The following is a 24,646-nucleotide window of genomic DNA, read 5'->3' as shown; positions in this document are numbered from 1 at the left end:
CACCCTACAAATAGTAGGCGCCGGAAGCGGGATTGCTCAAGGTGGCACGGGAAAAAGTACGAGATAACCCCTGCCCGTCGCTTCGCGGCCGCGTACACAGTGTTCTAGGCCTATGACGCTGACCGACAGTTAAAGTCACCATTAGTTCACCAAAAAGTTCCCGCTCTACAAATGCTTGCAGCCGCTGCGCAAAATTTTCACAAATGCCATACAAAGGTTGTCACCTTTTGGGGGCGGCAACATTTTTTTTGCAGTTCTTGCGCTTAGTCAGTTTACTTACTACAAGTAATGGGTACTATGTACGCCGGCCAGTTTCTCTTTTCCGAGAGATGGCTCTTTAATAGAAAGTCCTTGAAGGGGAACACGATGAACAACGTTCTGAAATTCTCTGCTCTGGCTCTGGCCGCAGTTCTGGCTACCGGTTGCAGCAGCGTATCCAAAGAAACCGAAGCTCGTCTGACTGCGACTGAAGACGCAGCAGCTCGCGCTCAAGCTCGTGCTGATGAAGCCTACCGTAAGGCTGATGACGCTCTGGCTGCCGCTCAGAAGGCTCAGCAGACCGCTGACGAAGCCAACGAGCGCGCTCTGCGCATGCTGGACAAAGCCAGCCGCAAGTAATAATCCTCACGGATTGTTATGGAGCCGACCCACTAGTGGGTCGGCTTTTTTATTGCCGCCTGAAAAGCAAACGGCAAAAACGAAAAAGGCCTGCACTAAGGCAGGCCTCGATTCGGGTTAACCGGAGCACCTCCCGAAAGAGACATCCCGCTTACTGCAGCTCCGGGGGAATGCTCGAAACCATCGGCGCTGTCCCACCATTGACCGGCACCGCGATTTCCACTGGCATGCCATCTTCGGCAGCCACCACGTCGCGCACCATGTCCCAGTTCATGCGCAAGTTGTTGGCCAGGTCTTCGCGCTTGAGCAAAGCATTGATGACCGCAGTATGTTTATCCACCACCGATGGATTGCCATGATCATCGAGCGGTGTATGAGCCTCGAGATAGACCTTTCCGCCACTGATGCCAAACTTGTAGGGTTCGTTGATGATGCGTACTGGCGTACCCACCGGCACCATCTTGGAAAGTTCCAGCACGTTGTTGTTGAGCATACGGAAGCAGCCATGGCTGGTACGCATGCCGATACCGAACTTCTTGTTCGAACCGTGGATCAGGTAACCCGGTACACCCAAGGTGAACTTGAACGGCCCCAGTGGGTTGTCCGGGCCGGCCGGCACCACGGCAGGCAGGATGTCACCGTCGGCGGCGTGTTCGGCCCGGATCGAGGCGGGTGGCGTCCAGGTCGGATTAGGGGTCTTGGCCGTGATCTTGGTGTTGGCGATGGGCGAGCCCCACCCTTCGCGACCGATACCCAGCGGGAAGGTGTGCACCACGTTCTGCCCTTTCGGGTAGTAGTACATGCGGTATTCGGCCAGGTTGATGACGATGCCTTCACGCGGACCTGGCGGCAGAATGTAGCGTGTCGGCAGGATGATCTCGGTGCCAGCGCCCGGCAGCCATGGATCCACGCCCGGGTTGGCCGCGATCATTTCGAGGTAGCCCAAGTCATTGGCGGTGCCGATGTCGGCAAAGGTGTCTTCGTACTTGGCCTTGATCACCTGGACCTGGCCGACGATATCTTCACCGGCAGGTGGCAACGGCAATTCCAGCGCAACGGTTGGACCGGCCACCAACAGGGCGGCCAGGGACAAGCTACGGGTGACGGCGGGAAGGCGCGGCAACATCCGGTAAATCCTTCGAAAGATGGGTCAAGAGGATCGATTGTACACCTACCCCAGGACAAGCGGGAGGCATCGGGTTCATGCTGGCATTTCAGATGATGAAAGGTGCTCAGAGTTCCGGCCACACCGGACGCATGCCACGGCGCTGGGCATCGAGAATCGCTCGGCACAACGCACAAAGGCGACCATCGCGGTAGACCGACCGCTCCACTGCGGACCAGCGCGGTTGCGCTGGCAACAGCCCACCGCACAGCGTGCGATCGACGGGCACGCCAAGCTCGAGCTGACGCGCCACCAGGTGAACGCGAACCTCCTGGCAAGCGAACAGGTCGAGCTGTTCATCGGGCTCGATCAGTTGATAGGCGTACAAAGACCAGGCAGGGCGCGGCATTGGGGGCTCTCGAAGCGGGGGGCGCAACATTAGCCGAAAGCCGGCCCCGATAAAAGCGTCACAGCAAGGGTTTTATCGCCGGCCAGGCATTTTCCAGCAAGCGCGGCTGGGCCCCCACGCTCGGGTGGATACCATCGGCCTGCATCATCTGCGGTACACCGCCGACGCCCTCGAGGAAAAACGGCACCAAGGGGACCTTTTTCTGGGCCGACAAGCGCTCATAGACCTGAGCGAAGGCGCTGGTATAACGCACACCATAGTTGGGCGGCAGCCGCATACCCAGCAGAACCACCTTGGCGCCCGCCTCACGCGCCTGATCGACCATCGAAGCAAGATTTTGTTGCAATTGCTGGGGCGGCAGCCCTCGCAGTCCGTCGTTGCCGCCAAGCTCCAGTACCACCAGGCTCGGCTTGTGCGCCGCAAGCAGCGCCGGCAGCCGCGCCTGGCCACCGGCGCTTGTGTCTCCACTGATCGAGGCATTGACCACTTGGTCGGTATAACCCTCCTCCTTGAGGCGCTGCTGCAGCAGGGAAACCCATCCCTGGCGGCTATCCAGGCCAAAACCGGCGCTGATACTATCCCCAACGACCAGCAGTGTACCCGCCGCCGCGCTTTGGGCCAGGCAATACAGGGCCAGACCGGCACTCAACCACCACACTCGCATCGGATTCTCCATGGGCCCCAGCATTCTCGTTGCGCAGAACCTTAGCAAAGTGGTCCCCAGCGCGGAAGGTGACCTGACCATCCTCCACGCCCTGTCATTGTCCCTTGCGCAAGGCGACAGCCTGGCCATCGTAGGCGCCTCGGGCTCGGGTAAATCGACCCTGCTCGGTCTGCTCGCCGGCCTCGACCGCCCCAGCGCGGGCAAGGTCATACTCGCCGGCCATGACCTGGGCCCTCTCGATGAAGATCAGCGTGCCCGGGTGCGCGCCGAGCATGTGGGCTTCGTGTTCCAGTCGTTCCAGTTGCTCGACAGCCTCAACGCTCTGGAAAACGTCATGCTTGCGCTGGAGCTCGATGGCCGCCGCGATGCACGCGAGCAAGCCCGGACCCTGCTGGAGCGAGTCGGCCTGGGCAAACGCCTGAGCCACACCCCACGCCAACTCTCCGGTGGCGAACAACAACGGGTGGCGATCGCCCGCGCCTTTGCAGCCCAGCCTGCGGTGCTGTTCGCCGACGAGCCGACCGGAAATCTGGACAGCCACACCGGCGAACGCATCAGCGACTTGTTGTTCGAATTGAACAAGGAGCGTGGGACCACACTGGTTCTGGTCACCCATGACGAGCGCCTGGCCCAACGCTGCCGACGCCTGATCCGCCTGGATGCCGGCCGCCTGGTGGAGTCCTGATGAGCCGCCTGCCCTTCTCCCTCTTCTGTCGCCTGGCCCTGCGGCAGTTACTGCGCGATGCCCGCGCCGGGGAAGTCCGGGTGCTGTTTTTCGCCCTGCTGGTGGCGGTGGCAGCCAGCACTGCCATCGGCTACTTCGGCGCGCGCCTAAACGGTGCCATGCAATTACGCGCCAGCGAATTCCTCGGTGCTGACTTGGTGCTGCAAGGCGGCTCGCCGGCCCGAGACAAGCAAATCAGCGCAGGCAAGGCGGCCGGCCTGCAGCACGCTCACGTGGTGGAATTCACCAGCGTGGTCGGTGGCGACAGCGGCATCCAGCTATCGAGCATCAAGGCCGCCGACGCCGCCTACCCTCTTCGCGGCCAGCTGCGCAGTGCCGCCACGCCCTATGCCGAGGAAACCCCTGGCGGCGGCCCCGCACCTGGCGAAGCCTGGGTCGAGGCACGTCTACTGGCGGCGCTGGGACTATCGATTGGCGACAGCATCGACGTCGGCATGAAGACCTTGCGTATGAGCCGCGTGCTGACCTACGAACCCGATCGTGCCAACAACTTCTATAGCCTCACACCACGCGTGCTGATGAACATAGCGGACCTGCAGTCCACCGGCGTGATCCAGCCGGGAAGCCGGGTCAGCTACCGCGACCTGTGGCGCGGTACTCCCGAGGCGCTGGCGCAGTACCGTGGGGAGGTGAAAAAGACCTTGGCCGCCAACCAGCGCCTGCTCGACACACGCGATGGTAACCAGCAAGTCGGTGGTGCGCTGGGCAAGGCTGAGCGCTACCTGAACATGGCCAGCCTGGTGGCGGTATTGCTGGCCGGGGTTGCCGTCGCGCTGTCTGCCAGTCGCTATGCGGCCCGTCGCCTGGATGCCAGTGCCTTGTTGCGTTGCCTGGGGCTTTCCCGACATCAGGCACTGGGCATTTACTGCCTGCAATTGGCCGCGCTCGGCCTGATTGCCGCGACCATCGGCGCCTTGCTCGGCTGGCTGGCGCAGTTGGGGCTGTTCCACTTGTTGCAAGGGCTGATGCCGAGCGAGGTGCCGGCTGGCGGCATGACCCCAGCCCTGGCCGGCGTAGGCACCGGCCTGGTGGCCTTGGCCGGGTTCGCCTTGCCGCCGCTGGCCGCCCTTGGCCGCGTCCCACCCTTGCGTGTATTGCGCCGCGACTTGTTGCCCGTGCCGCCGAGCAGCTGGCTGGTATATGGCGCAGCCTTGCTTGCCCTGGGGCTGATCATGTGGCGTTTGAGCCTGGATCTTCTACTCACTTCGGCCTTGCTCGCCGGGGGCTTCTTCGCCGCCTTGCTGCTTGGTGGCCTGCTACTGCTGGGCCTGCGCAGCCTGCGACGAGTGCTGGCCAGTGCTCCCTTGGCCTGGCGTCTGGGCCTGGGTCAACTGCTGCGCCATCCACTGGCTGCCGCCGGCCAGACGCTAGCCTTCGGCCTGATCCTGCTGGCCATGGCCTTGGTCGCACTGCTGCGAGGTGAATTGCTCGATACCTGGCAAGCTCAGCTGCCCAATGACGCCCCCAACCACTTCGCCCTCAATATCCTGCCTGACGAGCGCGACCCTTTCGCCCAGCGACTGCAGGCGATCAACGCCAGCTCAGCTCCCCTGTATCCGGTGATACCGGGACGCCTGACGCACATCAACGGTCAGCCGGTGCGGCAGTTGGTCAGCAAGGAGTCCACCGCCGAGCGCGCCGTGCAGCGTGACCTCAGCCTCACCTGGGCCGCCGAACTGCCTCCGGGTAACACCCTGAGCGCCGGCCACTGGTGGCAAGCATCACCTGCTGCAGACGAGTTGCCTGGGGTGTCGGTGGAAGCCCAGCTTGCCGACAGCCTGAAACTCAAGCTCGGAGATCTGCTTGACTTCGATATCGGCGGCCAGCAACGCCAGGCGCGGGTGACCAGCTTGCGTGCTGTGCACTGGGACAGCTTCCAGCCCAACTTCTACATGATCTTCCAGCCTGGAACCTTGCAAGGGCTGCCGGCGACCTACCTGACCAGTTTCTACCTGGCGTCAGGGCACGACCAGGAAGTCGTTGCTCTGTCACGGACGTTTCCGGCGGTGACCATTCTCCAGGTCGATGCGCTGCTGGCGCAGTTGCGCAGCATCCTGGCGCAGGTGACATGGGCGGTCGAATACGTGCTGTTGTTCGTGCTGGCGGCGGGGCTGGCGGTGCTATTCGCCGGGCTCCAGGCGACATTGGACGAACGTATTCGCCAGGGGGCGTTGTTGCGCGCGCTAGGGGCCGCCAGGCCGTTGCTGGTCAAGGCAAGGCGGATCGAGTTCGGCTTGCTTGGAGCGGTGAGTGGGTTGTTGGCTGCGCTAGGGTGCGAGCTGATTACTTGGGTGCTCTACCGATATGCGTTTGATCTGGCGTGGGGGCCACATCCCTGGTTGCTGGTGGTGCCGGTGGTGGGAGCTGTCGTGGTAGGCGGAGCTGGAGTCGTCGGGACGCGGCGGGCCTTGAACGCGAGTCCGTTGGTGGTATTGCGGGAGGGGTAGGCTTGGGCTTTCAGAGGGTTTGACTATCTGATTCTGGCGAAGGCCGCGCAGGAGCTGTGGCGCTGGCGAAACCTGTGATGGGTCGCGCAGCGGCCCTTTGGGTGAACGCTCCTCAATCGAAGGTCTGTATGAAATGTGTTCGCGCGAAGCCTCTTGAAAACAGCACAACCCGACTACCCATCAACCCCATAACAAATACGATTGACGTACCAGATCGCCTCCCCCGTAGGTGTCTTCACCACCACCTCATCACCCTCTTCCTTCTTGAGCAGCGCCCGCGCCATGGGTGAGTCGATGGAAATATAGTCGTTGCGCCCATAGATCTCGTCATACCCCACAATCCGAAACTTGAGCACCTCGCCTTCGTCATTTTCGATTTCCACCCAGGCACCAAAGAACACCTTGCCCTCTTGCTGCGGCGAATAGGCCACCACCTTGACGTCTTCAAGCCGCTTGCGCAGGTACCGGACCCGGCGGTCGATCTCTCGCAAAAGCTTCTTGTTGTACTGGTAGTCCGCGTTCTCGCTGCGGTCGCCCAGGGAGGCGGCCCAGGTGACCTTCTGGGTAATCTCAGGACGATAGACTCGCCACAGGTGATCGAGCTCTTTCTTCAGAGCCTCATGACCTTCAGTGGTGATGATGTTGGTGCTCAAGCGGCATTCTCCTCAGTGCATCCTCCGCTGACGCACACCAGCGGAGGGCTCCGAGCTTAGCGAAAAATCCCGTGGACGACACGCAGCTCAGCGGCGGGTGATTAGCCCCTGGCGCGCGATACGTGTCAGCTGGCCGATGACTTCGGCGGCGTCGGCGGCCAAGGGCGCCTGGATCACCGCAAGGTCGAAACGGTCATTGCCAAACTGGGCAAAGCCGTCACAGGTTTCGGCAAACTGCACGAGAAATGCACGCGCTTGCCCCTTGCGCCGCGACAAGCCGTCAAGGTTGCGTAAAAGAGTGGGTTGATGCTGGCCACCGAGCAGGATGCGCGGTGTACGGGAAGCCTGGCTGGCAGGCAATGGACTCAAGCAGACACTGGTACGTGGACAACTCATGGAGATATCTCTGCGCCTCGCAAATCCCGCTGGGCAGCGGTGGGAGGCGTCACCGAACCAGCGCTTTAGCGGTATTTCGGATGACCCAAAAGAGTTATCCCGCGCCCCGCAAGTAGCTGTTTAAATCGGCGCAGTCGGTATGCTAGAGCGTGACGCGATAAGTTACAAGATACCGATAGCAGCTAAACGCTAAGACTTTCGCAGGCCTGCCCCTTCACATGAAAAAACCCGCTTACCCGTACACCTGGAAAGCGGGTTCGATGTTAGCCGCAGATCAGTGGCGAGCGATCAGCCGGTCCAGGGAGAAGCGGCCTGCGCCTTCGATCAACACCGCGACCGTACCCGCCAGTAGCGCCAGGGCGAACTCGTAGCCATTGTTCGCCATAAACAGGCCATTGTTGATGTGCACCGAGAGGATCGCTACCACCAGGGTCACGGACAGCGCCAGTGCCGCAGGCCGTGCAAGCAAGCCAATCACGAGGGCCAGGCCACCGAAGAACTCGGCGCTGCCCGACAACAGAGCCATCAGGTAGCCTGGGGCCAGGCCGATGCTTTCCATCCATTGGCCGGTGCCTTCCAGCCCGTAGCCGCCAAACAGGCCGAACAGCTTCTGGGCACCGTGGGCCATGAATATGATGCCTACCAAGATACGGATGACGCTCAGACCGGTACCGGCGCGGGTAACGAACAGGGCGTTGAGTGTGTTGTTCATTTCGATGCTTCCTGAATCAAGGGATGATGTGTGCAGATGGCGCCATTCTAATCACCAAAATAGATAATAAAAGCGCAATAAACAGCCTATTTACATCTATATATTCGATTCGTTACCGGTTCGCGACGCGCTCCAGCGATTCCCGCTGCCGATTGAAAGCCAGGAAGTACTTATTGACGCTATTGACGAAGTTGACCGGCCCCATGCCTACCTGCTCCATGGCGATGCGCTCGGTCTGGAAGAACCACTGATTGCCATTTAGCCCACGGCGCCGCGCCTCGGCGCGCATGGCCTGGACCCGTTCCGGTCCAAGGTTGTAGGCGGCGAGGACAAACGCCATGCGCTCACGCTCATTGAGCTGGGGGCTGGCGAAGAACTTGCGGCGGATCAATGCCAGATACCGGGCGCCCGCCTGCACATTGCCGTCGACCGAGGCGATGTCACTCACCCCAACGCGGCGAGCCGCTGCCGGCGTGATCTGCATCAGCCCATGCGCGCCACCACCTCCGCGAGCCGCCGGGTTGAAGGTGGATTCCTTGAACGCCAGCGCCGCCAGGTTCAGCCAGTCGATCTGCTGCGCAGCGCCATGCTTCTGCAGCACCGTGCGCAACGACTCCAGACGCTTGCGGTCCTTTCTCGCCAGCGGATCATGCACACGGTATTGACGCCGGTAGATACGCTCGAAGGCTGCGTCCTGGTTCGCCGGCGCTCGGTAGCCTTCCAGGAAGCGATCCACCGTGGCGAGCAACATGCTGGCGTCACGTCGCACATACCAGCGCATCGCCTGAGGCTGGCCCAGGCTCACGCGCGAATCCAGCCGCAAGCGCGGCATCACCCGAGCCCAGCGCTGGGCAATCGGGCGCTCCACCACGGTCAGGTGATAAATGCCTGCCTGAACCATCTCCAGCACATCTTCCACCGCCAGACTGGCATCGACCCACTCCACCTTGATCGGTGCACGCTTGCGCAACGCCAGTTGCTGGTTGATCTGGGTGATCACCGCGCCAGCGGCGCTGGCACTGGTCAACGCGACAGTTCGTCCGGACAACTGATCCACCCGGGTGAAGCCGCGCTCCCCTTTGCGTCCGACTAGCATCAATTGCACTTGGTCCCGGACCGCTACGCTGCCACTGACCCCACGCACCAGCGCAGGATCGAGCAACTCGCCAGGGGCCGCCAGGTCGCCCTCGCCACGCTGCAGGGCGGCGAGTAGTTGCTCCTTGGCGCGGGGGATGAGCTTGAGGCGGATTTGCTGACCGTCCCGGGCCCGAGCATTGAGGTAGTGCTCGAGACCTCGCAAGCGGTGATGTTCCACGCCCACAGGCTCGCCTTTGACTTCACCCGAGCTGTTGCGACTCTGGTTGACCAAAACCCTGAGGACTTTGCTGCTGCGGATCTGTGCCAGGTCGCGAACCTGGCTGGCCGGCACATGCTGCTGGGGCCCCGGCAGCCGGGCATTGGCCGCTGGGGCCAGAGTCAAGCCGACAAGCAGCAGCGGTATCAGCAGTGATCGCAGCATGCGAGAACCTGTCCGGGGGCTGGGAGCGGGTGTCATACAGCGAGGTCCGTCCATGACAAATGACGCTAAAAGACCACGACAACCACTTGAAGTTCTGGGATTTCTTACGAATTACCCGTTTTTTGCTATGCTGGCCGGCCCGCGGCACGAGGTAGAAAGATGCAACTGATCGATATTGGCGTCAACCTGACCAACAGCAGTTTCCATGACCAGCAGGCCGCCGTCGTCGAGCGGGCCGTACAGGCGGGCGTGGTCCAGATGGTGCTCACCGGGACTAGCCTCCAGGTCAGCGAACAGGCCCTGACGCTCGCTTCGCAGCTCGATCCGGAAAGCCTGCGCTTGTTCACCACAGCCGGTATCCACCCTCACGATGCCAGCCATTGGGACAACGCCAGCGAGCGCTTGCTGCGTGAACTGCTGGCCCAGCCGCGGGTGCGGGCCGTGGGCGAGTGCGGGCTCGATTTCAACCGCGACTTCTCCCCCCGCCCGCAACAAGAGAAAGCGCTGGAGGCTCAGTTGGCGTTGGCCGCCGAGCTGGGCCTGCCCGTGTTCCTCCATGAGCGAGAGGCCAGCGCACGGCTGCTGGCGATCCTCAAAGCCTATCGTGACCACCTACCAGGGGCCGTGGTGCACTGCTTCACCGGCGAGCGCCAAGCCTTGTTCGCCTACTTGGATCTGGACTTGCACATCGGTATCACGGGCTGGATTTGCGACGAGCGCCGCGGCACCCATCTTCACCCGCTGGTAGGCAACATCCCCGAAGGCCGCCTGATGCTCGAAAGCGACGCACCCTATCTGCTGCCGCGCAGCCTTCGTCCGAAGCCAAAGAAGGGCCTCAACGAGCCTGCTTTCCTGCCCGAAGTCCTGCGAGAGGTTGCGCTGCACAGGGGAGAATCCCTGGAACAGACAGCCGCGCACACCACTGCCACCGCCAAAGCATTCTTCCAGCTGCCCTGAAACCGGGCTGGGTTTGTTGACGCATATCAAGGCAGGCGCTGGGACGAGCGGACACAATGATGGCACCTTGCCAATAATGTTTCCGCTCAACTCAGAGAAGACCTATCCATGGGTGCCTGGCTTAGCAATATTTCCCTGAAGTACAAGTTCTGGGCCGTCAATGCGGTGGCCTTCGTCACGACCCTGCTCCTGGTGCTCTACGCGGTTTACCTGGAGCAGCAAGCCCGTGCAGAAGGCGCGCGCAACCAGGCCGTTGCCCAGGCCGAGCTGATCGCGGCCTGGCCTGAAGGGCAACCACTGCCCCAACCCTCCCAGGCCGTGATGTGGCAGTCCGGGCAGACGCCGGTCATCGCCAACCAGCCGCGTGAGGCCTTGGTCGATGCACAAGGCTGGGTCGCCCTGCCCAATGCCTGGATCCTGGGCAACAATCCCTTGCAGGGCGCCCAAGTGATCCACCGGGCAGAGCAGCGCATCGCTGTGCTGGCCGAATCCCCCAGCCTGCGCCAGGTGTTCTTCGAGCGCTTCACCCAATACGCGGTCTGCGTGCTGATTCTGATGTTGGCGATGCTCTGCGCTTCGCAGTTGCTGATCCGTTTCTTGCTCAGCCAGCTCAATACGCTCAAAGACGTGATGCTGCATGTGGAGAAGACTGGCGACTTGTCGGCCCGTGTCCCGCTGTCCTGTGGCGATGAAGTCGGCCAGATGGCAGGCGCCTTCAATGCAATGCAAGCCACCTACCACCGGGTGGTCAGCACGGTAGCTCGTACCGCAGCGCAATTGGACAGCGGCGCAGCACGCCTGGCAGTGAGCATGGACGAGGTGCGCCACGGCATGATCGGCCAGCAAAGCGAGACCGACCAGGCTGCCACCGCCATCAACGAGATGTCCGCCACGGTCCATCATATCGCCCAGCACGCCGGCGCCACCCGTGACCTGTCGCAAACCGCCGATACCCTGGCCGGCAGCGGCCAGGCGGTGGTCACACGTGTGCAGGACTCCATCGCCGGCCTGTCCAGCGGTGTTCAGCAAACCGCCGAAATGATTCGCCAGCTCGCCGAGGACAGTCAGCGCATCAACGGTGTAGTCGGCGTCATCCATAGCATCGCCGAGCAAACCAATCTACTGGCCCTCAATGCTGCGATCGAGGCGGCCCGGGCAGGCGACCTGGGACGTGGGTTTGCCGTGGTGGCGGACGAAGTGCGCAACCTGGCCAAGCGCGTGCAGACCTCCACCGATGAAATCACCGGCATGGTGTCCGCCCTGCAGGCAGGTACCCGTGATGCCGTGGATTTCATGCAGGAGAGCTCCTACAAAGCCGACGATTGTGTCAAACAGGCCCAAGAGGCAGGCGAGGCGTTGCTGGAGATCACCAGTGCCGTCGCGCAAATGCGCGAGAGCAACACGCAGATCGCCGTCGCCGCCGAACAACAAAGCCAGGTGGCCGAAGAGATGAACCGGGCGGTGGTGAGCATTCGTGACGTCACCGAGGAAACGGTCCAGCAGACCGTCGGTTCTGCCACCACCAGCAACGAGCTGGCGACCCTGGCGGCCGAGCTGAACAAAGCCATCGGCCAGCTCAAGCTATAAGGCCGATAACCCGCCTCGATTGGCCCTCGCCGGAGGGCCACACTAAGCTTTGGGCATGACCGAGAGGAAATGCCCATGAGCAAACGACTGCCCAATCTGCACGCCTGGCAATGGCGTGGTTACCATCACAATCACCGGCATCCGACCAACCTGGTGCTGCATCTGATCGCCGTCCCATTGTTCATCCTGGGCACCCTGTTGATGCTCGGCGGGGTATTTGGCCTGGACCTCGGCCAACTGGCCATCGGCTTGATCGCCCTGGCCGCTGGCCTTGGACTGCAGCGCCACGGCCATCGTCTGGAAACCGAGCAACCCGAACCCTTCGCCAGCCGCAAGGACGCCGTTCAGCGTCTACTAACCGAGCAATTCATCACCTTTCCGCGCTTTCTGCTGAGCGGTGCCTGGTGGCGTGCCTGGCGCGAGCGCCACAAGCATCGCCGCTAGCTGCCCAGGTCTAGGCGAACACCGTCACGGTCTGTCGGCTCAAGGCAATCAGCTCGTTCTCGGCTGTCCACAGGGCAGCCGAGGCGTGCCCATAGCCATCGCGGGCGTGCTCGGTCTCGACACAGTAACGACACCAGTCCAAGGTCGACAGCTTGGGTGCTGGCTGAATGAACTCGATCGTCCAGGTCAGGGTGCTGCCTGCGGCAGGTTGTTTAAGATGCGGTAGCAAACTGGGCGGCCAGGCATCGACCATTGCCAGCACATGCGCTTCGCTCGCCGGCCCGTCGGCCATATCGCGCAGGCGTACCCAACCGCCCATCCGTCGATCATCGTTACCGCTGAACGGCAGGCCGCCAATGGCCCAACGCAAAGCCACATGACGCATGAACTCAGGCGTCACGCCTTTGATATAGGGTAATTCGGCGGCAGACTGATCGAGCGGCTTCATGTCCACGGCAGGCTGAGCCTTGACCTCGATTGCCGAAGGACGGCCATCTCCGAAGCTGCCCTGTACCAAGGTCACCACCTGCCCCTCCTGCACCGCGCGTCCCAGCAGCGTGCTGACAGCTTTGCCCTCACGCAACACCTCGACCTCGAAACTGATCGGCACCTCCGGCGTCGCTGGCCCAACAAAGGTGACAGCCAACGATCGCACCGGACGCCCCTCACCGAGCTTGGCACGCATCGCCTCATGCATCAGCGCGACCATCAGCCCGCCAAATACCGCGCGCCCCTGGCCCCAACTGGCCGGCACACTGACAGATTCGGGACACTCGCGCACGGCGCTGAGCAATTGCGTGAAATTCATATTCGGCTCCTACACCGGGGCTTGATTGGCTGCCACGGGACGTGCCCGCGTCAGAACGTGCCCCGGATATTAGCCAGCGAGTGCCTGGCTGGCAGCCCGCATAATGGCCATTCCCTGTGGCTATCGACGCGCCACGGCTGCCCGCAAGGCCTCCAGGGTGGCATCGGCCTTCTGCTCGGCCTCCTGCAGCTCGCGTTCCCAGGCTTTCTTGAAGGGCGCCAGATCGGCGTGATCACGCGCCAGCAAAAGCCATTGCACACGGTCGTGCCAATCGCCCAGGTCGGCCTGGGTGCGCTTGAGCAGGCGTTGCAGTTTGTTTCCGGCGTGCTCCAGCTGTGGGTACGCCTCGTCGCCATAACGCACCCGCTTGATCAGCAGGCGCAGGCGATGACGGTCGTGGCTGGGATCGTCAAGCGCCTTTTCGAGCTTGCGCCATTGCTTGTCCAGGCGCTTGTCGATGCGCTTGCCCAGGCCTCTGGCCAAGCCTTCGCGCGCGCAGGCCCGCAGGAATAACGGAAAGGTGTCGATGATCGCCAGCACCCGGGTGAGTTGGCGGCTCACGGCCACACTGGCGAAGATGCCCGCCCTGCCCTCCAGGCGACGCGCCCCAGCCTGCTCGTGTCCTTGGCTGATCAGGTGGGCCGCCAGCACCTCGCGGTCCCGCAAGGGGGTCGTGAGCGCGCCCAGCGAGCGCGCCGCGTCCTCCAACTGCTTGACACCAGGCAGCCCCCGCAAAGGCCGCAGCAGGCTCCGCAGGCGCCGCAGGCTTGTACGCAGGTCGTGCAATGCTTCGCTGTCGACATCGGCCGCCAGCCGCTCCTGACATGCCAGCAGACGGACCTGCAAGGCCAGTACCTGTGCGATGACATGATCGAGCATGGCGGCCATACAGCCCTCCTGGATCAACGACCCGCGCGGGACTCACGGATGTAGAAACGCGCCTTCTCGGCCTTGCGGCTACAGCCTTCGAAGGCCTCGAACTGCTGCTGCGTCTTGGCACCAGTCAACAGCGACAACGCCTTGGAATAGCTGACCGTGCCGGCAAACCCTTCGGCCTTGGCCAGGTCCAGCTCCTTCCACGCAGCATCGAGCTGAGTTGCACAGCTGTCACGGTACGCCGTCTTGCCCGCGCAACCTGTGAGGACAAGGGCGATCAGGGGAAGGCAGATCCAGGCTTTCATCAGTCAGTAACCTCAAGTTTGAACAAAAAAGAGTGGCAGTTCGACGCTCAAACAATCGAAAAGTGCCCTGCTCAGCGTAGCCCAGCGCGGTCTACATTGAAGCACAGGCAACAATGGGTGCATTGTTGGACCATGGTTGCACAGCAGTAGGGGACAGTCATGAGCAAACGCGTGGCATTGGTACTGGGATCAGGGGGCGCACGCGGGTATGCGCATATCGGCGTGATCGAGGAGATAGAGCGACGCGGCTACGAGATCGCCTGCATCGCCGGCTGTTCGATGGGTGCAGTGATCGGCGGCATCTACGCTGCCGGAAAGCTGGATGAATACCGCCGTTGGATAGAGAGCCTGGACTACCTCGATGTGCTGCGTCTGGTGGATGTGAGCTTTCGCCTGGGCGCGATCCGCGGCGACAAGGTGTTTGGCCAGATCCGCAAGATCGTCGGTGAGGTGAACATCGAACAACTGTCCATCCCCTACACGGCGGTGGCGGCGGACCTCACCAACCAGCAGGAAATCTGGTTCCAGGAAGGCTGCCTGCACCAGGCCATGCGGGCCTCGGCGGCGATCCCCAGCCTGTTCACGCCAGTGATGCAGGGTAACCGCATGCTGGTCGATGGCGGCATTCTCAATCCGCTGCCGATCGTGCCGGTGGTGTCCAGCCATTGCGATCTGATCATCGCCGTCAACCTCAACGCCACCAACCAGAAACAATATCAATTGCCGGTGATTGAGCGGCCTGCGGCGTTCAAGATGCGCTTCGATGCCGTCATCAGCTCGTTGGGCTCACGCCTGCCCTTTCGCCGCAAACCGGCCGAACAATTGATGCGCATCGAACAGGAAATCGTCGCCGAGGGACTGAGCGCGAGCGACCCCTGGCTTGGCGAATCTGCCGACCCAGAAGGCCAGCAACCGGCAGCGGCACCCGAACGTGGCGGCGCGCCCAAGTCCGCCACCGGTTCTTTCATCATCGATAACGTGGGGCCTGCGTCCTTGCTCGACCTGATCAACCAGAGCTTCGAAGTCATGCAGACCTCCCTCGCCCAGTACAAAATCGCCGGCTATCCACCAGACGTGCTGATCAACGTGCCCAAGCGGGTGTGCCGCTTCTTCGAGTTCTACAAGGCGCCGGAACTGATCGCCCTGGGACGGGAAATTGCCCGGGACACGTTGGACACTTACGAAGGTGAGCGGCGTTAGCCCACCAAAAACAAGAAAGGCCGCATGAGCGGCCATTCTTGTTGCGCGATTGCACTCAGTAGCGAGTGACGTCAGCCGCGGCTTCCAGTTGCTTGCGGTAGGCCGCGAAGTCCTGCTGGCCTGCACGCGAAGCGAGGTAACGGCGGATCTGCGCTTTCTCCTCGTCAGTGGCTGCAGCGCCTTCGTTGACCCCCTTGAGCTGCAGCACCACCAGACTGCCATCGCCGAGGACCACGCTGCCGTAGACCGGCTTGTCCTTGGAGGCAGGCTTGGCCAGGCGGAATACCGCTTGCAGTTCGGCCGGATCGATACCGTCCTGGCCACGCGTAACGGCCTCTTGGGTCTTCCACTTCTGGCCTTCCTGTTCGGCGGTCAGAGGGATGGCGCCATCGCGCAGGCCAGCGATCAGCTTGTCAGCCTTGGCCTTGAGCTCGGCAGTCGCCTTCTCCTTGGCCAGGTGCTCGCGGATGTTCTTTGCCACAGCCTCCAGCGGCAGCTGCTCCGGCTTGCGATGCTCCTTGACACGCAGCACGACCACGGTCTCCGGATCCAGCTCGATGGCATTGCTGTTGGCGCCCTCTTCCAGCACTTCTTCGCTGAAAGCGGCCTGGACGACCGAACGGTTGGCCGTGATACCCTCACCGCCTTCCCGACCGAATGCGGCCGAAGTCTGAACCTTCAGGCCCAGGTCCTGGGCCGGCTGAGCTAGGTCAGAGGCTTCGAACGCGGCATCTTCCAGCTGCTTGGTCACTTCAACGAAGCGCTGTTCGACCTGTTGGGTCTTGAGTTCGCGGGTCAGCTTGTCCTTGAGGCTTGCGAAGGTCGGAACTTCCGGCGCCTGCACACCCAACAGCTTGATCAGGTGGTAACCGTACTCGGTGCGTACCGGTGCCGATACCTGGTCCTTGTTCAGCTTGTACAGGGCATCCTCGAAGGCTGGGTCGTAGACGCCTGGGCCTGCGAAGCCGAGATCCCCCCCATTGCTGGCCGAACCTGGGTCCTTGGAGAATTCCTTGGCCAGTGCGGCAAAGTCCTCGCCTTTGGCCAGACGCTGCTGGATCTCTTCGATACGGGCCTTGGCCTGTGCATCGGAAACCTTGTCGTCGACCTCGATGAGGATATGCGCGGCATGACGCTGTTCGGCCAGGTTGGCGATTTCCTTCTCGTACAGGGCCTTGAGTTCGTCCTCGTTGACCTGTACCTGATCGAAGAAGGCCGACTTCTTCAGCTCGATGTAATCGATGACCACCTGGTCAGGCGTCATGAATTCCTTGGCGTGCTGGTCGTAGTGCGCCTTGATCTCATCGTCGCTCACCTTGACGGCGGCCGGGTCGGCCTTGAAGGTCAGCGAAGCGAAATCGCGGGTCTGCTTCTCCAGGCGAGCGAAGGCTTCGACCTGTTTGTCGGTGACGAAGCTGCTGCCAGCAAGGCCGGTGCGCAGCTGCCCGATGAGCATTTCCTCGGCGAGCATCTCGCGGAACTGCATGCGCCCATAGCCCATCTGGCGAATGACCGCATCGAAACGTTCGGCGCTGAACTTGCCATCGACCTGGAACTCCGGCGTTTGCAGGATCAGCTGATCCAGCGCGGCCTCGGAGAAGGCGAACTTGGCGTCTTCGGCACCCTGCAACAGCAGCTTGCGCTCGATCAGCCCTTTGAGCGCGGCTTCGCGCAGCATCTTTTCATCCAGCAGTGCTGGGTCGAAATCCTTGCCCAGCTGTTGCATCAGCTGGCGGCGCTGCATGTCGACGGCCTGGCTCAGCTCGTTCTGACTGATGGTCTGGCCGTTCACCTTGGCGGCGTCCTGGCTATGGCTGGTGGCCTGGAAAATGGCCTCGAAGCCGGTCAGCGCCATCAGCACGACGATAAGGCCGATGATGGTCTTGGCAATCCAACCTTGTGAATTGTCCCTGATATTCTGCAGCATGCGTCCCCCAGAAACGGTTGTACCACTGCGTCGACAACCGTGGAGCGTGGGTAGAGTCCTGATAGAAGAAAGGCGCATCCTGTGGGATGCGCCTTTTCAAAGCGAGCGTGCCAACGGGAACGTTTGCGGCCCCGCCGTCACGCGGTCGGGCCTGGTTTGACCAGGTCCGGCTGAAAGAGACGACTTAGTTGACGGCGTCTTTCAGGCCTTTGCCAGCCTTGAAGCCTGGAACCTTGGCAGCAGCGATCTTGATCGCCTTGCCGGTTTGCGGGTTACGGCCGGTGCGCTCAGCGCGCTCCTTGACCGAGAAGGTACCGAAGCCAACCAGTACAACATCGTCACCTTGCTTCAGGGCGCCGGTGACGGATTCGATGACTGCGTCCAGCGCACGGCCAGCTACAGCTTTCGGAATGTCAGCGGATGCGGCGATAGCGTCAATCAGTTCCGACTTGTTCACTCTAAGTCCCCTTATATCTCTATTGAGTTTGTTTCTAAGTATGTAATGAAAAGCTTATGAAACGAGCACTGGGCGGCCTATTGACACTGGCGTGCCGTTTTATAGCAAGGCCCCGAAAAAACTGTCAAGGAAAGCCCCCCAGCGAAATACGTACTAGTGCGTGCTAATTCTTTCCTTAGCATCGCCGTCGCGCTTTTCATCTTTCGCGACAATCTCCGGAGCCACATCTGGCAAGGGCTCCGGGGCGTATTGCAGCGCAATTTGGAGGACTTCGTCAATCCATTTGACCGGTTTGATCTGAAGATCCTGTTTGATATTTTCCGGAATCTCCTTCAGATCACGAACGTTTTCCTCTGGAATGATCACCGTCTTGATCCCACCGCGGTGTGCCGCGAGGAGTTTTTCCTTCAAGCCACCGATGGCCAGAACCTGGCCACGCAGGGTGATTTCACCGGTCATGGCCACATCGGCGCGCACCGGAATCTGGGTAAGCGCCGAGACCAGCGCCGTGCACATGCCGATACCCGCACTTGGGCCGTCCTTAGGCGTAGCGCCCTCGGGCATGTGGATGTGCACATCGTGCTTCTCGTGGAAATCGGCGGCGATGCCCAGACTGCGGGCACGGCTGCGTACCACGGTCTGCGCGGCGGTGATCGATTCGACCATGACGTCGCCCAAAGAGCCGGTCTTGATCAACTGGCCCTTGCCGGGGATGACCACGGCTTCGATGGTCAGCAGTTCGCCGCCCACCTGGGTCCAGGCAAGGCCGGTGACCTGGCCGATCTGATCCTGCTGCTCTGCCAGGCCGTAGCGGAACTTGCGCACGCCCAGCAGATGCTCGAGCTGCTCGCCGGTCACCTTGACCTTGAGCTGCTTCTCGCCGGTGTGCTCCTTGACCACCTTGCGGCAGACCTTGGCGATCTGGCGCTCCAGACCGCGCACGCCGGCTTCGCGAGTGTAGTAACGAATGATGTCGCGGATCGCCGTGACATCGATCTCCAGTTCACCCTTCTTCAGGCCATTGGCCTTCACTTGCTTGGGCGTCAGGTACTTGACCGCGATGTTGATCTTCTCGTCCTCGGTGTAGCCCGGCAGGCGGATGACCTCCATCCGGTCGAGTAGCGCCGGCGGAATGTTCATCGAGTTCGAGGTGCACAGGAACATCACGTCCGAGAGGTCGTAGTCGACCTCCAGGTAGTGGTCGTTGAAGTTGTGGTTCTGCTCAGGGTCGAGCACTTCCAGCAATGCCGAGGCGGGATCGCCGCGCATGTCGCTGCCCATCTTGTCGATCTCGTCGAGCAGGAACAGCGGGTTGCGTACGCCCACCTTGGTCATTTTCTGAATCAAACGACCCGGCATGGAACCGATGTAGGTGCGACGATGGCCTCGGATCTCGGCTTCGTCACGCACACCGCCCAAGGCCATGCGCACGAACTTGCGGTTGGTAGCAGCCGCGATCGATTCGGCCAGGGAGGTTTTACCAACGCCAGGTGGGCCTACCAGGCAAAGCACAGGGCCGCGAATCTTCTTCACGCGCTTCTGCACAGCGAGATATTCAAGGATGCGCTCCTTGACCTCTTCCAGGCCATAGTGATCGGCATCGAGGATTTCCTCGGCCTTGGCCAGGTCCAGACGCACTTTGCTCTGGGCTTTCCAAGGCACCTGCACGAGCCAGTCCAGGTAGGAGCGAACCACAGTGGCCTCTGCGGACATCGGCGACATCTGCTTGAGCTTGTTCAGCTCGGCCTGGGCTTTGGCCAGGGCGTCCTTGGGCAGGCCAGCAGCTTCGATACGCTTCTTCAGCTCCTCGACTTCGTTGTGGCCCTCGTCGCCATCGCCGAGCTCCTTCTGAATGGCCTTCATCTGCTCATTCAGGTAGTACTCGCGCTGGCTGCGCTCCATCTGCTTCTTGACCCGTCCACGGATACGCTTCTCGACCTGCAGCAGGTCGATTTCCGCATCGAGCAATGCCAGGACATGTTCGACCCGGGTCGGTAGATCGACAATTTCGAGGATTTCCTGCTTCTGCTCGATCTTCAGGGCCATATGGGCGGCCATGGTGTCGACCAGGCGGCCGGGCTCTTCGATGCTGTTGAGCGAGGACAGGACTTCAGCCGGGACCTTCTTGCCCAACTGGACGTACTGCTCGAACTGCGACAGCAACGTGCGCACGAAGACTTCCGACTCGCGCTCGGCGGCCTCGACTTCATCGATCAGGGTGACTTCGGCACGGACATGCCCTTCCACTTCCGTGAAACGCTCGACGGCGCCGCGCTGCTCGCCCTCGACCAACACCTTGACGGTACCGTCGGGTAGCTTCAGCAATTGCAGGACAGTGGCAATGGTACCGACGCGATACAGGGCATCTTCGCCCGGGTCATCGTCGGCAGGATTCTTCTGGGCCAGCAGGAGGATCTGCTTCTCGCCCGTCATCGCCGCCTCAAGGGCTTCGATGGACTTCTCGCGTCCCACGAACAGCGGGATGACCATGTGCGGATAAACAACGACATCGCGCAATGGCAAAAGAGGCAAGTCGAGGGTGGTCTTCATGATTTCGCCTCTACAGCGGCCTTATGGCCGGAAACCGGTGGAAATGATGCTTGGACCTAATGTGGGGGCAGGTCCATAAAATTACAAGCGTTGAGATCGGAAAAGCAGAAAGGGGCCCATAGGCCCCTTTCTTGCTCGACTTGGCTTACCCGACTCAGGCGTCAGGTGCGGCCTTGGCTTGCGGCTCGCTGTTCTCGTAGATCAGCAAAGGCTGCGAGGTACCATCGATGACGCTCTCGTCGATCACCACCTTGCTGACATCCTTCTGCGAAGGAATCTCGTACATGGTGTCAAGCAGCACGCCTTCGAGGATCGAACGCAGGCCCCGGGCGCCGGTCTTGCGCTCGAGCGCCTTGCGAGCAACCGCCTTGAGCGCGTCGCTACGGAACTCGAGGTCCACATCTTCCATCTCGAACAGCTTGGCATACTGCTTGGTCAAGGCGTTCTTCGGCTCGGTGAGGATCTGCATCAGTGCAGCCTCATCCAGCTCGTCGAGGGTTGCCAGCACCGGCAGACGGCCGACGAACTCCGGAATCAGGCCAAACTTGACCAGATCATCCGGTTCGACCTCACGCAAGGACTCGCCGACCTTCTTGCCTTCCTGCTTGCTGCGCACTTCAGCGCCAAAACCGATGCCACCTTTGGTGGAGCGGTTCTGAATGACCTTTTCAAGGCCCGAGAACGCACCGCCGCAGATGAACAGGATATTGCGGGTATCAACCTGCAGGAATTCCTGTTGCGGATGCTTGCGACCACCCTGAGGCGGCACGGAAGCCACAGTCCCTTCGATCAGCTTCAACAGCGCCTGCTGCACGCCCTCGCCCGACACGTCGCGGGTGATCGACGGGTTGTCCGACTTGCGCGAGATCTTGTCGATCTCATCGATGTAGACAATGCCCATCTGGGCCTTTTCCACGTCGTAGTCGCACTTTTGCAGCAGTTTCTGAATGATGTTCTCGACGTCCTCACCCACGTAACCGGCTTCGGTCAAGGTGGTGGCGTCGGCGATGGTGAACGGTACGTTCAACAGGCGCGCAAGGGTTTCGGCGAGCAGGGTCTTGCCCGAGCCGGTCGGCCCGATCAGCAGGATGTTGCTCTTGCCGAGTTCGACTTCGTCGCCCTTCTTGTCACGTTGGTTCAGGCGCTTGTAGTGGTTGTACACCGCTACGGACAGCACCTTTTTCGCGCGTTCCTGGCCAATGACGTACTGGTCCAGGATACCGCTGATTTCTTTCGGCGATGGCAATTTGTGCGCGTTGCTTTCGGCCTGGGCTTCCTGCACCTCCTCACGGATGATGTCGTTGCACAGGTCGACGCACTCGTCGCAGATAAATACCGAGGGCCCGGCAATCAATTTGCGCACTTCGTGCTGGCTTTTGCCGCAGAAGGAGCAATAGAGCAATTTGCCGCTGTCCTCGCCGTTACGGGTGTCAGTCATTCGATCGATCCAATCCGGTAGGCATGAAACACAAGATGAAGGCAATTGCGGGCTTTTTCAAGTCCGCAGGTAGGCGCCAACGGCGCCCACCCGCTCTGGCACCTTGGTTCAGGACGCCAGTTGCCGCTTGTCGTAGACCGAGTCGATCAGGCCGTACTCGGCCGCGCGCGCGGCGCTCATGAAGTTGTCGCGTTCGGTGTCGCGCTTGATGGTCTCGAGATCCTGGCCAGTGTGATGGGCCAGCAGCTCGTTCAGACGCGCCTTGATGTTGAGGATTTCCTGGGCATGGATCTCGATATCGGTCGCCTGGCCCTGGAAGCCACCCAATGGCTGGTGAATCATCACGCGCGAGTTCGGCAGGCAGTGACGCTTGCCTGCAGCGCCGGCCGCCAGCAGGAATGCGCCCATGCTGCAGGCCTGACCGATGCAGATGGTCGAGACGTCCGGCTTGATGAACTGCATGGTGTCGTAGATCGACATGCCGGCGGTGACCGAACCACCCGGCGAGTTGATGTACAGATGGATATCCTTGTCCGGGTTTTCCGCTTCAAGGAACAGCAGTTGTGCCACCACCAGGTTGGCCATGTAGTCCTCTACGGGACCAACCAGGAAAATCACACGCTCCTTCAATAGGCGCGAGTAGATGTCGTAGGCGCGCTCGCCACGGGCGGACTGCTCGATAACCATCGGGACCAGACCGCCCGCGGCCTGGATGTCGGAGCTCTGTTGAATATAAGAATTGCGGGACATGTCCTGCACTCACTCCCAAATAGTCATGGCTTGAATACGCACAAGCCAGCTCGAAGGCTGGCTTGTGGGGGTTTCCTACGAGAGAAGACCTATCACTCAGCGGCGGCAGGAGCCTGTGCTGGCTTGACAGCTTCTTCGTACGAGACCGACTTGTCGGTCACAGTCGCTTTCTGCAGGACAGTATCTACAACTTGCTCTTCCAGCACAACCGAACGGACTTCGTTCAGTTGCTGGTCGTTCTTGTAGTACCAGGAGATGACCTGCTCCGGCTCTTGGTAGGCCGAGGCCATTTCCTCGATCATTTCACGGACCTTGGCGTCGTCCGGCTTCAGCTCGAACTGCTTGACCACCTCAGCAACGATCAGACCCAAGACCACACGGCGCTTGGCTTGCTCTTCGAACAGCTCGGCCGGCAGTTGCTCTGGCTTGATGTTGCCGCCGAACTGCTGAACAGCCTGCACGCGCAGACGGTTGACTTCGTTCTCCAGCAGAGCCTTCGGCACTTCGATCGGGTTGGCGGCCAGCAGACCGTCCATGACCTGGTTCTTGACCTTGGCCTTGATTGCCTGACGCAGCTCACGCTCCATGTTCTTGCGAACTTCGGCGCGGAAGCCTTCCAGGGTCGATTCCTTGATGCCGAACTGGGCGAAGAAGGCTTCGTTCAGCTCAGGCAACTGAGGTGCCGAGACGCTGTTGACGGTGATGGTGAACTCGGCAGCCTTGCCGGCCAGGTCCAGGTTCTGGTAGTCCTCAGGGAAGGTCACGTTGACAACGCGTTCTTCGCCCGCTTTTGCGCCAACCAGACCGTCTTCGAAGCCTGGGATCATGCGGCCGGAGCCCAGCACCAGCTGGGTGCCCTTGGCCGAACCACCCGCGAAAGCTTCGCCGTCGATCTTGCCAACGAAATCGATATTGACCTGATCGTCGTTCTGGGCGGCACGTTCAACGGCCTCGAAACGTACGTTCTGCTTGCGCAGCACTTCCAGCATGTTGTCCAGGTCCGCGTCAGCGACTTCGGCGCTCAGGCGCTCGACCTTGATCGACTCCAGGCCGCTAACGGTGAACTCTGGGAAGACTTCGAAGATGGCGACGAATTCCAGGTCCTTGCCTTTCTCGAAGGACTTGGGCTCGACAGCAGGAGCACCAGCCGGGTTCAGCTTCTGCTCGACGATGGCTTCGTAGAAGGAAGCCTGGACCAGGTCACCGAACGCTTCCTGACGGGCATCGGCCTCGAAACGCTGACGAATGACGCTCATCGGCACCTTGCCTGGGCGGAAGCCGGCGACCTTGGCGCGCTTGGCAGTCTGCTGCAGACGCTTGTTGACTTCGTTCTCGACGCGCTCGGCCGGAACGGCGATGGTCATGCGGCGCTCGAGAGCGGAAGTGTTTTCAACAGAAACTTGCATGGATATTCCTCGTTGCACAGACGTTAGCCGGCGATAGCCCGACTCCAGAATCAAGGGCAAGCATTCTAGTGACTCGCGCATCAGAAGTCACCCCACCCCAGATGACGGAGAACCACACCGGTCAATTTCATTGAAGGCCCCGCACGGCGCGCCGCCGAAGCCCTCGCGTATCGCTTGCACGCAACGGCGGTTGCACGTCGCTTGCGCTGTAAAAACTTGTCAAACAATGCAGCTATATAAAGGCAGAGCTCAGTCGGAGTCGATCTCGTTGAACTGGCAATACTCTTCCCAGCTCATCCCTAGCGCCTCGGCCACCTCGCGGTGCACCTCCAAGCGCATGACCTGCAGCTCCTCGGGGCTTTGAGCGATCAATTGCAATGCCAGCTCCCAAGGCTCGACACCCTGCTCTTGCGCAGCATCCTCGAACGCCCACTGGATCTGCTGGGCCTGTTCATGCGCACCAAGCTCGCGGATCTCCTCGAGCAATTGCGGATTGGCCTCAGCGAAGCGCTGCAGTGCCAATGCCTGGCGAGCTTCTTTTGCAATCATGCGACAGCTCCTATATCGGGCCCGCTTGCCCTATTTCAACCGGCTGAAATCTAACAATTTTTGCCCGAGCAGCACCAGTACCACACGCCGGCACTGATGTTTGAAGAAACTGCAGACAATAAAA

The 24,646-nt window shown here is 61.1% G+C and carries 24 protein-coding genes; 7 read left to right on the top strand and 17 right to left on the bottom strand.

Annotated features, from left to right (window positions below):
• The first annotated feature begins 366 nt into the window (after positions 1 to 366).
• Positions 367 to 618: an outer membrane lipoprotei OprI gene (gene oprI, locus HMPREF3173_RS14240; protein ID WP_003259780.1), complete on the top strand. Its 252-nt coding sequence runs from the start codon at positions 367 to 369 to the stop codon at positions 616 to 618.
• A 151-nt stretch (positions 619 to 769) separates the two neighbouring features.
• Here oprI and HMPREF3173_RS14235 read toward each other — a convergent pair whose 3' ends face one another.
• From HMPREF3173_RS14235 to HMPREF3173_RS14225, 3 genes are all read right to left on the bottom strand, one after another.
• Entirely contained in the window at positions 770 to 1,744 is a 975-nt protein-coding gene (locus HMPREF3173_RS14235; RefSeq protein WP_043215815.1) for a L,D-transpeptidase family protein, read from the bottom strand.
• Positions 1,745 to 1,850: 106 nt separating this feature from the next.
• The gene (locus tag HMPREF3173_RS14230) at positions 1,851 to 2,132 is read right to left on the bottom strand and encodes a hypothetical protein (RefSeq protein ID WP_043215816.1); all 282 of its coding nucleotides are present in this window, start codon (positions 2,130 to 2,132) and stop codon (positions 1,851 to 1,853) included.
• A gap of 58 nt (positions 2,133 to 2,190) precedes the next feature.
• Entirely contained in the window at positions 2,191 to 2,796 is a 606-nt protein-coding gene (locus HMPREF3173_RS14225) for an arylesterase (protein ID WP_070574009.1), read from the bottom strand.
• 10 nt (positions 2,797 to 2,806) lie between these two features.
• Here HMPREF3173_RS14225 and HMPREF3173_RS14220 point away from each other — a divergent pair, with 10 nt between their 5' ends.
• Complete coding sequence (locus HMPREF3173_RS14220) at positions 2,807 to 3,481, top strand: ABC transporter ATP-binding protein (protein WP_043213513.1); 675 nt, start codon at positions 2,807 to 2,809, stop codon at positions 3,479 to 3,481.
• Positions 3,481 to 5,988 carry an ABC transporter permease gene (locus tag HMPREF3173_RS14215; protein ID WP_070574007.1) on the top strand — a complete coding sequence of 836 codons (2,508 nt, stop codon included), beginning with the start codon at positions 3,481 to 3,483 and terminating at the stop codon, positions 5,986 to 5,988. Before HMPREF3173_RS14220 ends, HMPREF3173_RS14215 begins: the two co-directional genes overlap by 1 nt.
• 173 nt (positions 5,989 to 6,161) lie before the next feature.
• On the opposite strand, the gene greB is transcribed toward HMPREF3173_RS14215, so the two are convergent.
• The 4 genes from greB to HMPREF3173_RS14195 all read right to left on the bottom strand — a co-directional run bounded on the left by greB (position 6,162) and on the right by HMPREF3173_RS14195 (position 9,268).
• Positions 6,162 to 6,641 (bottom strand): transcription elongation factor GreB, encoded by a 480-nt coding sequence (gene greB, locus HMPREF3173_RS14210; RefSeq protein ID WP_070574006.1) that lies wholly within the window; start codon positions 6,639 to 6,641, stop codon positions 6,162 to 6,164.
• An 87-nt stretch (positions 6,642 to 6,728) separates the two neighbouring features.
• Entirely contained in the window at positions 6,729 to 7,037 is a 309-nt protein-coding gene (locus tag HMPREF3173_RS14205; RefSeq protein WP_043213510.1) for a hypothetical protein, read from the bottom strand.
• A gap of 274 nt (positions 7,038 to 7,311) precedes the next feature.
• Complete coding sequence (locus HMPREF3173_RS14200; protein ID WP_070574005.1) at positions 7,312 to 7,749, bottom strand: DoxX family protein; 438 nt, start codon at positions 7,747 to 7,749, stop codon at positions 7,312 to 7,314.
• 112 nt (positions 7,750 to 7,861) lie between these two features.
• Positions 7,862 to 9,268, bottom strand: a complete 1,407-nt coding sequence (locus tag HMPREF3173_RS14195) for an MltF family protein (protein ID WP_070574003.1) — start codon at positions 9,266 to 9,268, stop codon at positions 7,862 to 7,864.
• 159 nt (positions 9,269 to 9,427) lie between these two features.
• Here HMPREF3173_RS14195 and HMPREF3173_RS14190 point away from each other — a divergent pair, with 159 nt between their 5' ends.
• The 3 genes from HMPREF3173_RS14190 to HMPREF3173_RS14180 all read left to right on the top strand — a co-directional run bounded on the left by HMPREF3173_RS14190 (position 9,428) and on the right by HMPREF3173_RS14180 (position 12,256).
• Positions 9,428 to 10,225: a TatD family hydrolase gene (locus HMPREF3173_RS14190; RefSeq protein WP_070574000.1), complete on the top strand. Its 798-nt coding sequence runs from the start codon at positions 9,428 to 9,430 to the stop codon at positions 10,223 to 10,225.
• A 108-nt stretch (positions 10,226 to 10,333) separates the two neighbouring features.
• Positions 10,334 to 11,812: a methyl-accepting chemotaxis protein gene (locus HMPREF3173_RS14185; RefSeq protein ID WP_070573998.1), complete on the top strand. Its 1,479-nt coding sequence runs from the start codon at positions 10,334 to 10,336 to the stop codon at positions 11,810 to 11,812.
• Between the two features lie 75 nt (positions 11,813 to 11,887).
• Positions 11,888 to 12,256, top strand: a complete 369-nt coding sequence (locus HMPREF3173_RS14180) for an Mpo1-like protein (protein WP_070573997.1) — start codon at positions 11,888 to 11,890, stop codon at positions 12,254 to 12,256.
• Positions 12,257 to 12,266: 10 nt separating this feature from the next.
• On the opposite strand, the gene HMPREF3173_RS14175 is transcribed toward HMPREF3173_RS14180, so the two are convergent.
• The 3 genes from HMPREF3173_RS14175 to HMPREF3173_RS14165 form a co-directional block, all read right to left on the bottom strand.
• Entirely contained in the window at positions 12,267 to 13,064 is a 798-nt protein-coding gene (locus HMPREF3173_RS14175) for an acyl-CoA thioesterase (RefSeq protein WP_070573995.1), read from the bottom strand.
• Between the two features lie 120 nt (positions 13,065 to 13,184).
• Positions 13,185 to 13,952 (bottom strand): CHAD domain-containing protein, encoded by a 768-nt coding sequence (locus tag HMPREF3173_RS14170; RefSeq protein WP_070573993.1) that lies wholly within the window; start codon positions 13,950 to 13,952, stop codon positions 13,185 to 13,187.
• A 14-nt stretch (positions 13,953 to 13,966) separates the two neighbouring features.
• Positions 13,967 to 14,245: a hypothetical protein gene (locus HMPREF3173_RS14165; protein ID WP_070093988.1), complete on the bottom strand. Its 279-nt coding sequence runs from the start codon at positions 14,243 to 14,245 to the stop codon at positions 13,967 to 13,969.
• Positions 14,246 to 14,404: 159 nt separating this feature from the next.
• Here HMPREF3173_RS14165 and HMPREF3173_RS14160 point away from each other — a divergent pair, with 159 nt between their 5' ends.
• On the top strand, positions 14,405 to 15,445 hold the full coding sequence (locus tag HMPREF3173_RS14160; RefSeq protein WP_070573991.1) for a patatin-like phospholipase family protein: 1,041 nt from the start codon (positions 14,405 to 14,407) through the stop codon (positions 15,443 to 15,445).
• Between the two features lie 55 nt (positions 15,446 to 15,500).
• Here the strand turns inward: HMPREF3173_RS14160 and HMPREF3173_RS14155 are convergent, their stop codons facing one another.
• The 7 genes from HMPREF3173_RS14155 to HMPREF3173_RS14125 all read right to left on the bottom strand — a co-directional run bounded on the left by HMPREF3173_RS14155 (position 15,501) and on the right by HMPREF3173_RS14125 (position 24,522).
• The gene (locus tag HMPREF3173_RS14155) at positions 15,501 to 17,372 is read right to left on the bottom strand and encodes a SurA N-terminal domain-containing protein (protein ID WP_070573989.1); all 1,872 of its coding nucleotides are present in this window, start codon (positions 17,370 to 17,372) and stop codon (positions 15,501 to 15,503) included.
• 184 nt (positions 17,373 to 17,556) lie between these two features.
• Positions 17,557 to 17,829 carry a nucleoid-associated protein HU-beta gene (gene hupB / locus HMPREF3173_RS14150; RefSeq protein ID WP_011533117.1) on the bottom strand — a complete coding sequence of 91 codons (273 nt, stop codon included), beginning with the start codon at positions 17,827 to 17,829 and terminating at the stop codon, positions 17,557 to 17,559.
• A gap of 153 nt (positions 17,830 to 17,982) precedes the next feature.
• Positions 17,983 to 20,379, bottom strand: coding sequence for an endopeptidase La (lon, locus tag HMPREF3173_RS14145; protein ID WP_070573988.1), 2,397 nt, complete (start codon positions 20,377 to 20,379; stop codon positions 17,983 to 17,985).
• Positions 20,380 to 20,533: 154 nt separating this feature from the next.
• Positions 20,534 to 21,817: an ATP-dependent Clp protease ATP-binding subunit ClpX gene (gene clpX, locus HMPREF3173_RS14140; protein WP_043213487.1), complete on the bottom strand. Its 1,284-nt coding sequence runs from the start codon at positions 21,815 to 21,817 to the stop codon at positions 20,534 to 20,536.
• A gap of 108 nt (positions 21,818 to 21,925) precedes the next feature.
• Positions 21,926 to 22,567: an ATP-dependent Clp endopeptidase proteolytic subunit ClpP gene (clpP, locus tag HMPREF3173_RS14135; RefSeq protein ID WP_043213484.1), complete on the bottom strand. Its 642-nt coding sequence runs from the start codon at positions 22,565 to 22,567 to the stop codon at positions 21,926 to 21,928.
• 92 nt (positions 22,568 to 22,659) lie between these two features.
• Positions 22,660 to 23,973, bottom strand: a complete 1,314-nt coding sequence (gene tig / locus HMPREF3173_RS14130) for a trigger factor (RefSeq protein ID WP_070573986.1) — start codon at positions 23,971 to 23,973, stop codon at positions 22,660 to 22,662.
• A gap of 249 nt (positions 23,974 to 24,222) precedes the next feature.
• Positions 24,223 to 24,522 carry a DUF6388 family protein gene (locus HMPREF3173_RS14125; protein WP_043213478.1) on the bottom strand — a complete coding sequence of 100 codons (300 nt, stop codon included), beginning with the start codon at positions 24,520 to 24,522 and terminating at the stop codon, positions 24,223 to 24,225.
• Positions 24,523 to 24,646 lie beyond the last annotated feature (124 nt).

This window comes from Pseudomonas sp. HMSC08G10 (assembly GCF_001808425.1).
GTDB classification, from domain to species: domain Bacteria; phylum Pseudomonadota; class Gammaproteobacteria; order Pseudomonadales; family Pseudomonadaceae; genus Aquipseudomonas; species Aquipseudomonas guariconensis.
The sequence above is the reverse complement of the archived record's forward strand: the minus strand, read 5'-3'. Positions and strand labels throughout refer to the sequence as shown.

What these genes read in the sequence shown, in the direction of transcription:
- oprI (WP_003259780.1), top strand. Translation starts at nt 367, where the DNA reads ATGAACAACGTTCTGAAATTCTCTGCTCTGGCTCTGGCCGCAGTTCTG.
- HMPREF3173_RS14235 (WP_043215815.1), bottom strand. Translation starts at nt 1,744, where the DNA reads ATGTTGCCGCGCCTTCCCGCCGTCACCCGTAGCTTGTCCCTGGCCGCC.
- HMPREF3173_RS14230 (WP_043215816.1), bottom strand. Translation starts at nt 2,132, where the DNA reads ATGCCGCGCCCTGCCTGGTCTTTGTACGCCTATCAACTGATCGAGCCC.
- HMPREF3173_RS14225 (WP_070574009.1), bottom strand. Translation starts at nt 2,796, where the DNA reads ATGCGAGTGTGGTGGTTGAGTGCCGGTCTGGCCCTGTATTGCCTGGCC.
- HMPREF3173_RS14220 (WP_043213513.1), top strand. Translation starts at nt 2,807, where the DNA reads ATGGGCCCCAGCATTCTCGTTGCGCAGAACCTTAGCAAAGTGGTCCCC.
- HMPREF3173_RS14215 (WP_070574007.1), top strand. Translation starts at nt 3,481, where the DNA reads ATGAGCCGCCTGCCCTTCTCCCTCTTCTGTCGCCTGGCCCTGCGGCAG.
- HMPREF3173_RS14205 (WP_043213510.1), bottom strand. Translation starts at nt 7,037, where the DNA reads ATGAGTTGTCCACGTACCAGTGTCTGCTTGAGTCCATTGCCTGCCAGC.
- HMPREF3173_RS14200 (WP_070574005.1), bottom strand. Translation starts at nt 7,749, where the DNA reads ATGAACAACACACTCAACGCCCTGTTCGTTACCCGCGCCGGTACCGGT.
- HMPREF3173_RS14195 (WP_070574003.1), bottom strand. Translation starts at nt 9,268, where the DNA reads ATGCTGCGATCACTGCTGATACCGCTGCTGCTTGTCGGCTTGACTCTG.
- HMPREF3173_RS14190 (WP_070574000.1), top strand. Translation starts at nt 9,428, where the DNA reads ATGCAACTGATCGATATTGGCGTCAACCTGACCAACAGCAGTTTCCAT.
- HMPREF3173_RS14185 (WP_070573998.1), top strand. Translation starts at nt 10,334, where the DNA reads ATGGGTGCCTGGCTTAGCAATATTTCCCTGAAGTACAAGTTCTGGGCC.
- HMPREF3173_RS14180 (WP_070573997.1), top strand. Translation starts at nt 11,888, where the DNA reads ATGAGCAAACGACTGCCCAATCTGCACGCCTGGCAATGGCGTGGTTAC.
- HMPREF3173_RS14175 (WP_070573995.1), bottom strand. Translation starts at nt 13,064, where the DNA reads ATGAATTTCACGCAATTGCTCAGCGCCGTGCGCGAGTGTCCCGAATCT.
- HMPREF3173_RS14170 (WP_070573993.1), bottom strand. Translation starts at nt 13,952, where the DNA reads ATGGCCGCCATGCTCGATCATGTCATCGCACAGGTACTGGCCTTGCAG.
- HMPREF3173_RS14165 (WP_070093988.1), bottom strand. Translation starts at nt 14,245, where the DNA reads ATGAAAGCCTGGATCTGCCTTCCCCTGATCGCCCTTGTCCTCACAGGT.
- HMPREF3173_RS14160 (WP_070573991.1), top strand. Translation starts at nt 14,405, where the DNA reads ATGAGCAAACGCGTGGCATTGGTACTGGGATCAGGGGGCGCACGCGGG.
- HMPREF3173_RS14155 (WP_070573989.1), bottom strand. Translation starts at nt 17,372, where the DNA reads ATGCTGCAGAATATCAGGGACAATTCACAAGGTTGGATTGCCAAGACC.
- lon (WP_070573988.1), bottom strand. Translation starts at nt 20,379, where the DNA reads ATGAAGACCACCCTCGACTTGCCTCTTTTGCCATTGCGCGATGTCGTT.
- clpX (WP_043213487.1), bottom strand. Translation starts at nt 21,817, where the DNA reads ATGACTGACACCCGTAACGGCGAGGACAGCGGCAAATTGCTCTATTGC.
- clpP (WP_043213484.1), bottom strand. Translation starts at nt 22,567, where the DNA reads ATGTCCCGCAATTCTTATATTCAACAGAGCTCCGACATCCAGGCCGCG.
- tig (WP_070573986.1), bottom strand. Translation starts at nt 23,973, where the DNA reads ATGCAAGTTTCTGTTGAAAACACTTCCGCTCTCGAGCGCCGCATGACC.
- HMPREF3173_RS14125 (WP_043213478.1), bottom strand. Translation starts at nt 24,522, where the DNA reads ATGATTGCAAAAGAAGCTCGCCAGGCATTGGCACTGCAGCGCTTCGCT.